Origin of the sequence: Saccharopolyspora sp. 6M, from assembly GCF_020176775.1 — a bacterium.
Lineage (GTDB): Bacteria > Actinomycetota > Actinomycetes > Mycobacteriales > Pseudonocardiaceae > Saccharopolyspora_C > Saccharopolyspora_C gregorii.
This window is the reverse complement of the sequence record NZ_JAIUJZ010000105.1, coordinates 1-11,450: the sequence shown is the minus strand read 5'-3', so window position 1 is coordinate 11,450 and position 11,450 is coordinate 1. Positions and strand designations below refer to the sequence as shown.

General features: G+C 72.3%; 11 protein-coding genes. 2 read left to right on the top strand and 9 right to left on the bottom strand.

Annotated elements, in window-relative coordinates:
• From LCD31_RS15670 to LCD31_RS15635, 8 genes are all read right to left on the bottom strand, one after another.
• Nucleotides 1-958: VanZ family protein (locus tag LCD31_RS15670; RefSeq protein WP_224959009.1), on the bottom strand; the 958-nt coding region annotated here is incomplete at its 3' end.
• A gap of 226 nt (nt 959-1,184) precedes the next feature.
• The gene (locus tag LCD31_RS15665; RefSeq protein ID WP_224959010.1) at nt 1,185-2,345 is read right to left on the bottom strand and encodes a S8 family peptidase; all 1,161 of its coding nucleotides are present in this window, start codon (nt 2,343-2,345) and stop codon (nt 1,185-1,187) included.
• A 646-nt stretch (nt 2,346-2,991) separates the two neighbouring features.
• Nucleotides 2,992-3,738 (bottom strand): succinate dehydrogenase/fumarate reductase iron-sulfur subunit, encoded by a 747-nt coding sequence (locus LCD31_RS15660; RefSeq protein ID WP_224959008.1) that lies wholly within the window; start codon nt 3,736-3,738, stop codon nt 2,992-2,994.
• Between the two features lie 9 nt (nt 3,739-3,747).
• Nucleotides 3,748-5,625, bottom strand: coding sequence for a fumarate reductase/succinate dehydrogenase flavoprotein subunit (locus LCD31_RS15655; protein WP_224959007.1), 1,878 nt, complete (start codon nt 5,623-5,625; stop codon nt 3,748-3,750).
• 10 nt (nt 5,626-5,635) lie between these two features.
• Entirely contained in the window at nt 5,636-6,460 is an 825-nt protein-coding gene (locus tag LCD31_RS15650) for a hypothetical protein (protein ID WP_224959006.1), read from the bottom strand.
• 92 nt (nt 6,461-6,552) lie between these two features.
• Nucleotides 6,553-6,834: a hypothetical protein gene (locus LCD31_RS15645; protein WP_224959004.1), complete on the bottom strand. Its 282-nt coding sequence runs from the start codon at nt 6,832-6,834 to the stop codon at nt 6,553-6,555.
• Between the two features lie 298 nt (nt 6,835-7,132).
• Entirely contained in the window at nt 7,133-7,387 is a 255-nt protein-coding gene (locus tag LCD31_RS15640) for a hypothetical protein (RefSeq protein WP_224959001.1), read from the bottom strand.
• Nucleotides 7,384-9,258 carry a hypothetical protein gene (locus tag LCD31_RS15635; protein WP_224958999.1) on the bottom strand — a complete coding sequence of 625 codons (1,875 nt, stop codon included), beginning with the start codon at nt 9,256-9,258 and terminating at the stop codon, nt 7,384-7,386. The genes LCD31_RS15640 and LCD31_RS15635 overlap by 4 nt, the downstream gene beginning before the upstream one ends.
• A gap of 95 nt (nt 9,259-9,353) precedes the next feature.
• Between LCD31_RS15635 and LCD31_RS15630 the strand changes: the two genes are divergently transcribed.
• Both LCD31_RS15630 and LCD31_RS15625 read left to right on the top strand, forming a co-directional pair.
• Nucleotides 9,354-9,731, top strand: coding sequence for a hypothetical protein (locus tag LCD31_RS15630; protein WP_224958997.1), 378 nt, complete (start codon nt 9,354-9,356; stop codon nt 9,729-9,731).
• Nucleotides 9,728-11,017, top strand: a complete 1,290-nt coding sequence (locus LCD31_RS15625; protein WP_224958995.1) for a hypothetical protein — start codon at nt 9,728-9,730, stop codon at nt 11,015-11,017. The genes LCD31_RS15630 and LCD31_RS15625 overlap by 4 nt, the downstream gene beginning before the upstream one ends.
• A 12-nt stretch (nt 11,018-11,029) precedes the next feature.
• Here LCD31_RS15625 and LCD31_RS29135 read toward each other — a convergent pair whose 3' ends face one another.
• A complete protein-coding gene (locus LCD31_RS29135) occupies nt 11,030-11,299 on the bottom strand; it encodes a hypothetical protein (protein WP_255615167.1) in 270 nt (89 codons plus the stop codon).
• Nucleotides 11,300-11,450 lie beyond the last annotated feature (151 nt).

The following is an 11,450-nucleotide window of genomic DNA, read 5'->3' as shown; positions in this document are numbered from 1 at the left end:
CCCCCCAAACTCCCCCGCCCCACGGGCCGGTCCACGCGGGGAAGCGCCCGGGGGCGCGGGGCGGCGCCCGCCCCGCGGCGGCCGGGCCCGCGCGGCCGGGCGACGAAACCGGGCGGGCGGCGGGGCGCGGAGCCCGGGATTCGGCGCGCATCGCCCGAGGGTCGGCGCCCGCCACGCGGACCGGGGTGGCGGGGCCGGGCACCGGGTTCGCGGGCAACCGCGGCTGATGCGGAGCCCGGCCGCGCGGTGCCGCGGGCGCTCCGGTGCCGCGTGCGGGCCGGGCGGCGCCGGCGAACCGGTCCGAGGGGCCGCCCTCCGGGACGGCCTCGGGCCGCCGCTCCTGCTCGATCTTCTCGATGATCCGCCACACGGTGGTCTGCGCGTCGTCCGGTTCGGCGCTGCGGTGGTTCGGCCCGGGCAGCTGGGCTTCGGCGCGTCGCCAGCTCGCGCACACGACTACTCCTCCGGCGGCGGCGCCGAGGGTGTTGAGCACGACGTCGTCGGTGGAGGCGACGCGGCCGGGAATGCAGAAGAACTGAATGGTCTCGATGGTGAGCGCGGTCAGCAGTCCGCCGATCACGATCTTGCCGAAGCCGTCGAACCAGCGGACCCGCAGCGGCACGAGCGTCGCCATCGGGATCAGCAGCATCAGGTTCCCGCCGAGCTGCACCCACGGGCGGATGTCACCGGGCGCGGCCCGCAACGCGGTGTAGAGGTCGTTGCCGAGCTCCATCTCCACCCGGTCGGCGATCTCGGGCTGGGGGTAGAAGACGAGGTAGCCGGTGAACAGCACCGCGAACACGAGCAGCGCGTCGATCAGCGGATCGTGCAGCGGGGACACCGATCGGAGCCGGTTGCTGCGCACCGTGCCGGACACGGCGGCGACCAGCACCGCGAGGGGGAACAGGACCGTGAGCGCCGGGACGAACCCGTCGAACGCCATGAAGAGTTGATACATCTCAGCCGCTCTTCCTCTGGTCAAGCCAGAACCGCGAACCAACGTCTGCATCAGGCGGTGCCACTCGGGGCGGCGCTGTTCCCGCGCCGCGGGTGACGACCGCCTGCCGCGCTCGGGGGCGCGGCGGGTCGGCGGTCGACATTGACCGATCAAGAAGGAGGTCGAGAATGTGGCCGGGCATCGCCGCTGGGGTCGATGCCCGGCCACACCGGGATCGTGCTGGGCGTCAGCCCGCTTCGACCTGCAGGAGGTCGGCGATGGTGCCCTGCGGCGCACCCTGGATGACGCCGGTCGAGGCCCCGCTCTGCAGGCCCTTGATCACGTCGGCCGGGGCGGCACCCTGGTTGGCTTCGAGGAACAGCGCACCGGCGCCGGCCACGTGCGGGCTGGCCATCGAGGTGCCGTCCATCGCCTCGGTGCCGCCGCCGGGGACGGTGGAGGTGATGTCGACGCCGGGGGCGTAGCCCTCGACGGTGGCGCCGAAGTTGGTGAACTCGGCGGAGGTGTCGGTCTCGTCGGAGGCCGCCGTGGTGAACACGCCCTCGGCGCTGGCCGGGGAGACGTTCTCGGCGTCCTGCGACTCGTTGCCCGCGGCGACCGCGAGGAACACGCCCTTGTCGACCAGGCCGGTGGCGGCCTCGTCGAGCGCCGGGTCCTTGCTGCCGCCGAGCGACATGTTCGCCACGGACGGGCCGTTCGCGTTCTCCGCGACCCAGTCGAGGCCGGCGATGATGTCGTCGGTGGTGCCGCTGCCGTCGTCGCCGAGGACCTTCACGCCGACCAGCTCGGTGCCGGGCGCGACGCCGTAGGTCTTGGAGCCGATGGTGCCCGCGGTGTGGGTGCCGTGGCCCTGGACGTCGGCACCGTCGCCACCGGTGGCGTCGAAGCCGATGGAGGCGCGGCCTTCGAAGTCGGGGTGGTCGACGGCGAGGCCGGTGTCGATGACGTAGGCGGTGACGCCCTGTCCGGTCTGGGCCGGGGTGTAGCTGTCGTCCAGCGGCAGGTCGGGCTGGTCGATCCGGTCGAGGCCCCAGGACCCGGTGGCCGCGGCGTGCGGGTTCTCCACCTGGATGCGGAAGGACTGCGAGACGCCGTCGACGGCCGGGTTGGCGCGGACGTCGTGCAGCTGCTGCGGGCTCAGGGTCGCCGAGAACCCGTTGAGGGTGTTGTTGTAGACGTGCTTGGTCTGCACGCCGAGCTCCTTGGCGACCTCGGCGGCGTTGGCGCCGTCCTTGAGGTTGACGACGAAGGAGTCGCCGGCACCGGCCGCGTTGGCCGTGTGCATGGTCAGCGGGGCCAGGTCTTCCTGCGGGGCGGCGGCGAGTGCGGGGACCGCTGCGACCACGAGCGCCGCGGCCGACAGACCGGCTCCGGCACCGAACAGCATTTTCTTCACGGGATTCCCTCCGTCACGAACCGACAAGTTTCCCGGCGGACGCACCGCCCGAGGCACTGGAGTCGATTGCTCTAATTGACTCGGATGCCAGGAACGTAACCAGCGGATCGAGCTCGAACAAAGACGTGGCTAGAACCCGCCACCCCTTCTCGACGTGCGGAGATGACGTTCAAGATCTCCATCTTGACAGTCCTCATCTGGCGTTTTCCTGAATGCTGGGAGCGATTCGGGCGAAAGTGCCGAGGGACACGTACCGGGACTTTGCCATCATTCCCACGCCGCGTGCGGCGGCTTTACTGTTCAAGCTGGGAAAGCGCGGGAAAAACGTGGAGGACGGTGGCGATGCCGCAGCTCAGCGACCACTTCCGCCAGCCCCCGCTGCCTCGCCTGCTGAAACACCGCCCGCGCGGCCGATTTCGAGCCCGCCGAGGCGCAGCCCGCCCAGCGCGCCCATCCGGAGCCCGAAAAGACCGATTCGAAGAGCCTGATCACCGTGCGCGTTCATCCGAGCCACCGTAAGTGCACGATTCCCGTCAGGTGAAACGAGGTCGTTCACCGCGAAACAGATCGGACATCCGATCGTCGCCCCCGCGCATTGCATCCGATCACATCGCCGAGCGCAATGCGCGCGCGGCTTTCAACGACGTTTGCGGAACAGCCGCAGCAGCGGGTCGTAGTAGCGGTCCGCGGCGCGCTCCTTCAACGGGATGAGCGCGTTGTCGGTGATCTGGATGTGCTCGGGGCACACGTCGGTGCAGCAGCGGGTGATGTTGCACATGCCGAGCCCGTGCTCGGTGCGCGCCTCCCCGGCGCGGTCGGTGCTGCGGGCGTCCAGCGGGTGCATGTCCAGCTCGGCCTGCCGCATCAGGAACCGCGGCCCGGAGAACGCCTCCTGGTTGTCCTCGTGGTCGCGGATCACGTGGCAGACGTCCTGGCACAGGAAGCATTCGATGCACTTGCGGAACTCCTGCGAGCGCTGCACGTCCACCTGCTGCATCCGGTACTCGCCGGGCGCGAGGCCGGGGGGCGGTTCGAACGCGGGGACCTCGCGGGCCTTGACGTAGTTGAACGAGACGTCGCACACCAGGTCCTTGATCACCGGGAAGGTGTGCAGCGGCGTCACCGTGACGATCTCGTCGGTGGCGAACGTGGACATCCGCGTCATGCACATCAGCTTCGGCTTGCCGTTGACCTCGGCGGAGCAGGAGCCGCACTTGCCCGCCTTGCAGTTCCAGCGCACCGCCAGGTCCGGGCATTCGGTGGCTTGCAGCCGGTGCACGAGGTCGAGCACGACTTCGCCCTCCTCGGCTTCGACGACGTGGTCGCGCAGCTCGCCGCCGTCGGCGTCGCCGTGCCACACGCGAAGGTGCGCCAGGTAGCTCATTCGGCCTCCTCAGCCCGCGAGTTCCTCGTCGGTGAAGTACTTGCGCAGTTCGTCGGCGGCGAACAGCTCCAGCAGGTCGGGGCGCACCGGGGGCTGGCGCTGCTCGTCGACCCGCACCCCGTCCCTGCCGAGGGAGCAGGCCAGCAGGGTGCGGCGCCATTCGGCGACCATGCCGGGGTGGTCGTCGCGGGTGTGCCCGCCGCGGCTCTCGGTGCGCTGCACGGCGGCGCGGGCCACGCATTCGCTGACCAGCAGCATGTTCCGCAGGTCGAGGGCGAGGTGCCAGCCGGGGTTGAACTGCCGGTTGCCCTCGACGGCCAGGTGCCGGGCCCGCCCGTCGAGCTCGCGCAGCCGCCGCAGCGCGTCCCGCACCTGCTCGCCGGTGCGGATGATGCCGACGAGGTCGTTCATCACCTGCTGGAGTTCGGCGTGCAGCGCGTACGGGTTCTCCGCGTCGCCCGCGGCGGGTTCGAAGGGCCGCTCCGCCCGCCGCGCCGCATCGTCCACATCGGACTCGCGCGGTGCGGGCCGTCCCGCGCCGGCCAGGTAGTCGGCGGCGCCGATGCCGGCGCGTCTGCCGAACACCAGCAGGTCGGACAGCGAGTTGCCGCCGAGCCGGTTCGAGCCGTGCATGCCGCCCGCGACCTCACCGGCCGCGAACAGCCCCGGCACCCCGGAAGCCGCGGTGTCCGGGTCGACCTCGACGCCACCCATCACGTAGTGGCAGGTGGGCCCGACCTCCATCATCTCGGCGGTGATGTCGACGTCGGCGAGCTCGCGGAACTGGTGGTGCATCGACGGCAGCCTGCGCCGGATCTCGTCGGGGCTCAGCCGGGTCGCGATGTCCAGGAACACCCCGCCGTGCTCGCTGCCACGCCCCTCTCCGATCTCGGTGTTGATGGCCCGCGCCACCTCGTCGCGCGGCAGCAGTTCCGGCGGCCTGCGGTTGTTCTCGGGGTCCTCGTACCAGCGGTCGGCCTCGTCCTCGGTGTCGGCGTAGGCGTCCTTGAACACCTCGGGGACGTGGTCGAACATGAACCGGCGGCCCGCCGCGTCGCGCAGCACTCCCCCGTCGCCGCGCACGGATTCGGTGACGAGGATGCCCTTCACGCTCGGCGGCCACACCATGCCGGTGGGGTGGAACTGCACGAACTCCATGTTGATCAGCGCGGCTCCGGCGCGCAGCGCCAGCGCGTGGCCGTCGCCGGTGTACTCCCAGGAGTTCGAGGTGACCTTGAAGGACTTGCCGATCCCGCCGGTCGCGAGCACCACGGCGGGTGCCCGGAACAGCAGGTACCGGCCGCTCTCCCGCCAGTAGCCGAACGCCCCGGCGATGCGCCCGTCCGGGGCGTCCTTGAGCAGGTCGGTGATGGTGCACTCGGGGAACACCTTCAGCCGCGCCTCGTGGTCGCCGTGCTCGGCGAAGTCGGCCTGCTGCAGGGACACGACCTTCTGCTGCAGGGTGCGGATGAGTTCCAGCCCGGTGCGGTCGCCGACGTGGGCGAGCCGCGGGTACTGGTGGCCGCCGAAGTTGCGCTGGCTGATCTTGCCGTCGGCGGTGCGGTCGAACAGCGCGCCGTAGGTCTCCAGCTCCCACACGCGTTCCGGCGCTTCCCGCGCGTGCAGCTCCGCCATCCGCCAGTTGTTGAGGAACTTCCCGCCTCGCATGGTGTCCCGGAAGTGCACCTGCCAGTCGTCGTGCGGGTTGGCGTTGCCCATGGACGCGGCGATGCCGCCTTCGGCCATCACGGTGTGCGCCTTGCCGAACAGCGATTTGCACACCACCGCCGTGCGCAGCCCGCGCTCCCGGGTTTCGATGGCCGCGCGGAGCCCCGCGCCGCCCGCGCCGATCACGATCACGTCGTAGTCGTGCTGCTCGATCCGCATCGCGGGCCCTTCAGTTGAACAGTCGGGGGTCGGGGAACGCTCCCGAGGCGAGCAGCAGCACGTACAGGTCCACCAGCGCCACCGAAATCAGCGAGGCCCACGCCAGCTGCATGTGCCGCGCGTTCATCGCGGTCACCTTCGTCCACAGCCAGTACCGCACCGGGTGCTGGGAGAAGTGGTTGATGCGGCCGCCGACGAGGTGCCTGCACGAGTGGCAGGACAGCGTGTACGCCCACAGCAGCAGCACGTTCACCACCATGAGCAGAGTGCCGAGCCCGACGCCGAACCCGCCGTCGGCACCGCGGAACGCGATGGCCGTGTCGTAGGTGAGCACGCCCGCGACGAGCAGCGCCGCGTAGAAGAAGTACCGGTGGAAGTTCTGCAGCACCAGCGGCAGCCGGGTCTCCCCGGTGTAGGTGCGGTGCGGTTCGGCGACCGCGCACGCGGGCGGCGACAGCCAGAACGAGCGGTAGTAGGCCTTGCGGTAGTAGTAGCAGGTCAGCCGGAACCCGAACACGAACGGCAGCACGAACACCGGCGGCGGCAGCAGCGGGCCCAGCGCGGGGAACGGCTGCCCCCAGTGGCTCGAACCGGGGACGCAGGCCGCGCTCAGGCACGGCGAGTAGAACGGCGCCAGGTAGTGGTGCTCGGGCACCCAGTAGGCGGTGTTCATGAAGGTGCGGATCAGGCCGTAGACCAGGAACAGCCCCAGCCCGGTGGCGGTCAGCAGCGGGGCCAGCCACCACCGGTCGGTGCGCCGGGTCCGCGGGTCCGGTGGCCCCGGCGGGTGCGCGGGTTCGGCGCCGAACGGATCGATACCGGGGAGTGCGGACATGGCTGACCTCGTCGTCGGTGTCCGGTGCGGCCTGGTGCGCCTCGATCTCGTGTCGTGCCGGGTCGTTCCGGGCGGGCCCCGGGGCGGCCGGTTCAGTGCGGTTGGCGCCCGCCGACCCCTTCGTCGTCCGCGTCGCGCCACAACGCCGGGTCGTAGGGCGTGTCCGGCACCATCACCGTTTCGCCGCCGGCCATCTCGCGGCGCGGGGCGGGCAGGGCGGACAGCTCGGCAAGGTCGATCTCGAGTCGTTCCACATCGTTGCTCAGGCGGCGCACGGCCGCAGCGTCGCCGTAGCGCGAACGGAGCATGCCCACGCTGCTGCGCAGCTGCCCCAGCACTCGCTGCACATCGGTCAGTTCGGTCGTCGAAGCCATGGGCGAGCACCTCTCGTACGGGTCGTCGCATCGACGTCTCCGAGAGTGCCCGCGGGCGCCGAATGTGACAAGGGCCACATGGTCGACTTCGGGGATTTCCCTCGACCGAGCTCCGCGGCGGACCGGATCCGGGCTCCGCGGGGAACCCGCGGTGACCGGGACGGCCTCAGCCGTCGGCGGGGTCGCGGGTGGTGGCGGTGCCGCCGGGAGCGGTGGTGTCGCGGTGGCCGGTGGTGCCCGCGACGGCGGTTCCGCGCGCGGCGCCCGCACCGGCTCGGGCCGTGGTGCCGTCCCCGGCTCAGACTGCGCCGTCGTCCCCGGTCCGAGCGGTGGTGCCGTCCCCGGCTCCGGCCGGGTCGGCGCCGTCCTCGATGTCCGGGCCGCTGGTGGTGTCCGCGCTCGCGCCGCCGACCGCGTCCCCGTCCTCGGACCGGCAGCGGTCCCGGTAGACGATGACGCCGACGACGGCGAGCACCGCGAAGGTGGGCACGAAGAACGGCACGGCCGTGATGATCGGATGGCTGGCCAGGATCTGCGTGCCCGCGAGGATCACCGCGCAGCCCTCTCCGCCGCGGCTCCGCTCTCGGTCGCTCCGGGCTCGACCGCTTCCGGCTCGATCGCCTCGGGCCGGTCGGCGCCGACGCGCCCGATGCGGTGCGCGCCCCAGCCGAGCGACAGCACGAGGGCCAGCGAGCAGGCCAGCACGACCAGCGAGGCCACCACCCACAGCCAGGACGGCACGTCCGGCTTCGTCTCGCGCTGCAGCACCTGCCACTCGGGCTGGGAGTCGCGGCTGAACTGCGCGTCGGCGGGCACGGCGGGCAGGCCGATGGCCGTGTCGGAGGGCATGTAGACGGGGATCGCGACCTGCGCCCGGCCCTGGTGGAACCGGATCATGGTCTTCCAGGTGCCGTGCAGCGGCATCGGCCGGGTGGTGCGGTAGGTGTCCGGGCCGATCGGCACCAGCCGGTCAACGTGCAGGCCGCCGCCCTGCCAGCCGGTGGTGGTGAGCCAGGTGGCGTCCTGCCCGGTGCCTGGCGGGCTCATCCGGATCACGGCCTGCGCGGTGCGGTCCTGCTGTCCGCCGCGCACGTCGGTGAGGGTGACGTCGGCGCGCACCGGCGGCGCGGTGCCGATCAGCGCGTTCGTCACGGCGAGCGCGATCACCACGAGGGCGCCGCCGAACAGCGGTGCCGAGACCTTCGGCTTCGGCGGCGCGCCGCGCAGCGCCAGCGCCAGCAGCGCGCCGAGCACGCCACCGGGGACGCCGCCCGCGACGGCCATGACGGCGCCTTCGACGGCCATGTCCGCGCTCCACGGCAGCGGGAAAGCGACCTGGGTCCAGGCGTACTCGGACGCGTAGCCGACGGTGCCGATGAGCAGGCCGGCCACCGCGCCGAGCACCAGCGGGCGCCGGACGAGGAACACCGCGGCCAGTTCGACGCAGAGCGCTTCGACGAGGTGCAGCGGGATCGCGGCGAACTCCTCGCCGATGATCGGCCCGACGAACACGGCGACGCCGCCGCGCACCAGCACGTAGAACCCGACGGCGAACAACGCCGCCCCGCGCCCGGCCCACAGCCGCCCCACGACGAGCGCGCACCCGGTCGCGACCGCGATCATGAACGGCTGGTGCACCATGCGGAACTGCTGCACGCCGTAGTCGAACTCCGCCTGGAACACGGAGAGCCCGACCAGGAGCCCGCCGACGGCCATGCCGCGGTGCACGAACCGGGACAGCGCACGCGGTTCGCCGAGGTCGGCGCGGGCCAGCCTGCCTTCGCGCTCCAGCAGCACCACGGCGACCAGGGACAGCCCGGCGCCGCCGATGAGCATCAGGTGCGTCGGCCCCCACAGGGTCACGTCCTGGCCGAAGATGCGGTGCCACACGTCGTCGAGGGGGAAGCCGAGCAGCGCGTAGAACCCGGCGCCGGCCAGCAGCACGCCGCTGATCGGGGCGTGCCAGTCGCGGGTGATGCGCACGGCGGCGCGGCCGACGGGTTCGCCCTTGGGCAGCACCACGGCGAGCATGCCCGCGGCGAACAGCCCGAACAGCCCGATGAGGATCGGGTAGTGCGCGACGTTGGCGAGCGGGCCTTCGTCGCGGCCGTGGGTGATGTGCAGGGAGATGTCCCAGTACATCCCGAGCAGCGCGGTGAGCAGCGAGATCATCGCGAGGATCTGTGGCAGCGCGACCCAGCCGGGCAACCCGCCGGGCAGCACCCGCTGGGAGCGCTCGGCGAGCCGGGCGAGCACCTCGGTGCGCCCGGTGCGGTGCCCGTAGCCGAGCAGGAGCAGCAGCAGGGTGAGCGCGGTGGCGCCGCCGGAGGCGATGAAGATCTGGTCGAGCGCGGCACCTCCCGCGGGCCGCACCTCTTGCGCCAGCAGCGTCGTCCAGGGCTGCTCTGCCGGGGTCGAGTTCATGCGGGTCATGGAACACCAGAAGCTGGACAATGTCATCCCCGAATGTGACATTGATTGTTGTTAACGCCCGGAGTGACCTCGGAAGGACCAACGCCATGACAACGACCCGGCGGCTCATCGGATGCGCGTCGACGGCGGCGGCCCTGCTGCTCTCCGGCTGCGGCGCGCCCGCCCCGCGGCCCGCGGACCGGCCCGCCGCGGAGAACGCCGCCCCCGTCGTGATCGACGCCGAAGTCGCGGGCGGGCAGGTGCGCACCGGCACCGCGCGCGTCCCGGTGCCGCTGGGCTCGCAGGTTCGCTACCAGGTGCGCAGCGACCAGCCGGACGAGGCGCACGTGCACGGCTTCGACGAGGCCGTCCAGCTCACCCCCGGGCGGGCCGGGGTCATCGAGTTCACCGCCGACATGCCCGGCGTGTTCGAGGTCGAGCTGCACCACTCCGGGTTGTCGCTGCCCAGCCTGGAAGTCCGGTGAGCACCGCGGTCCTCGCGCACGGCCTCGGCGGCCGCACCGACCTGCCGCTCAACGGCGCTGCGGCCGTCGTCGGCGGCGCGCTCGCCGTCGCCGTCTCGTTCCTCGCGCTCGTCGCGCTGTGGTCGAAGCCGTGGCTGGACCCCGAGGCGGGTCGGCCCGTGCGGTTGCCCGTGCGCCACGACCGGTTGCTCGGCACCGCGCGGATCGCCGTGCTGCTGCTGGCGGTGTTCGTGGTCGCCGTCGGCGCCTTCGGCCCGGCGGAGACGAACCGGAACCTGGCGCCGTGGGTGCTGTTCGTGACGTTCTGGGTGGGGCTCATCCCGGTGAGCGTGCTGTTCGGGCCGGTGTGGCGGGCGGTGAATCCGCTGCGCACCCTGCTGCGGCTGCTGCGGCTGGGACGCGTGCCGCGCCCGCTTCCCGCGCGGCTCGGTTACCGGGTCGCCGCCGCGTGGCTGCTCGGGTTCGTGTGGCTGGAGCTGGTCGCGCCGGACCGCGCCGATCCGCGGCTGGTGACCGCGTTGATCGTCGGCTACGCGGTGGTGAACCTGGCGGCGGCCGCCCGCTACGGTCCGGTGTGGTTCGAGCGCGGCGACGGCTTCGAGGTGTACTCGACGCTGCTGGCCCGGTTCTCCCCGCTGGGCAGGCGGGCCGACGGGACGGTGGTGCTGCGCAACCCGCTGGCCGGGCTGGTGCGCGCCGACCCGGTCCCCGGGCTCGCCGGGCTGGCGTGCGTGCTGATCGGCTCCACCGCGTTCGACGGGTTCACCCGCACCAGCTGGTGGCAGGCGCTGCGCAACGCGTCCGGGCTGCCGGACGTGCTGGTGGGCAGCGGTGGGCTGCTGGTGTGCGTCACCGGGGTGTCGGCGCTGTACTTCGGTTCGATGCGGTGGAGCGCGCGGCTGTCCGGCAGCGCCGAGCCGCCGGCCGCCCGGTTCGCCGCGACGCTGCTGCCGATCGCCGTGGGCTACGGCGTGGCGCACTACTTCTCGTTCTTCGTGATCGAGGGGCAGCAGCCGTTCATCCTGGCCGGTGATCCGTTCGGGACCGGGCTGGACCTGTTCGGCTCGGCCGGGAACGTGCCGGACTACTCGGTGCTCTCACCCGGAGTGGTGGCGATGGTACAGATCAACGCGATCGTGCTCGGCCACATCGCGAGCACCGCCGCCGCGCACGACCAGGCGCTGCGGTTGTTCGACGCGCGCGGCGCGCGGGTCGGCCAGCTGCCGGTGGTGCTGGCGATGGTGTTCCTGACCGGCGTCGGGCTACTCCTGCTGCTGTCCGGTTAGGACGGACGCGGATCAGTCGCCGCCGCCACCACCGCTGTCGCCGCCACCGCCGCCGCTGTCGCCACCGCCGCTGTCACCGCTGCCGGACCCCGAGTCGTGGTGGTGCGCACCGTGCCCGCTCGCGTCCGCGCTGTGGACCACCCAGCCCTGGTCCCCGCCGCTTCCACCGTCACCGCCGGTGCCGCGTCCGCGGGAGACCCGCCTGCCGGAACCCCGCCTGGTGGAGACCACCACGAGGACCACCACGACCGCTGAGACCAGCACGACCAACGCCACGGCCACGACCGCCGCCTCCTCGTTCCCACTCCGGTCCGCTTCTCCGGTTCGAGCGGACCGACCGGAAGTTACCGCCGCGCACCGGCGGCGGGGCCGCGTCCGGAGCGCCTGCCCGGAACGCCGCGCTCAGCCGTTCCCCCCACCGCCCCCACCGTCG

Bases quoted from the DNA above. Each gene is read 5' to 3' on its own strand.
- LCD31_RS15665 (WP_224959010.1), bottom strand. From the start codon at position 2,345: ATGCTGTTCGGTGCCGGAGCCGGTCTGTCGGCCGCGGCGCTCGTGGTC.
- LCD31_RS15660 (WP_224959008.1), bottom strand. From the start codon at position 3,738: ATGAGCTACCTGGCGCACCTTCGCGTGTGGCACGGCGACGCCGACGGC.
- LCD31_RS15655 (WP_224959007.1), bottom strand. From the start codon at position 5,625: ATGCGGATCGAGCAGCACGACTACGACGTGATCGTGATCGGCGCGGGC.
- LCD31_RS15650 (WP_224959006.1), bottom strand. From the start codon at position 6,460: ATGTCCGCACTCCCCGGTATCGATCCGTTCGGCGCCGAACCCGCGCAC.
- LCD31_RS15645 (WP_224959004.1), bottom strand. From the start codon at position 6,834: ATGGCTTCGACGACCGAACTGACCGATGTGCAGCGAGTGCTGGGGCAG.
- LCD31_RS15635 (WP_224958999.1), bottom strand. From the start codon at position 9,258: ATGAACTCGACCCCGGCAGAGCAGCCCTGGACGACGCTGCTGGCGCAA.
- LCD31_RS15630 (WP_224958997.1), top strand. From the start codon at position 9,354: ATGACAACGACCCGGCGGCTCATCGGATGCGCGTCGACGGCGGCGGCC.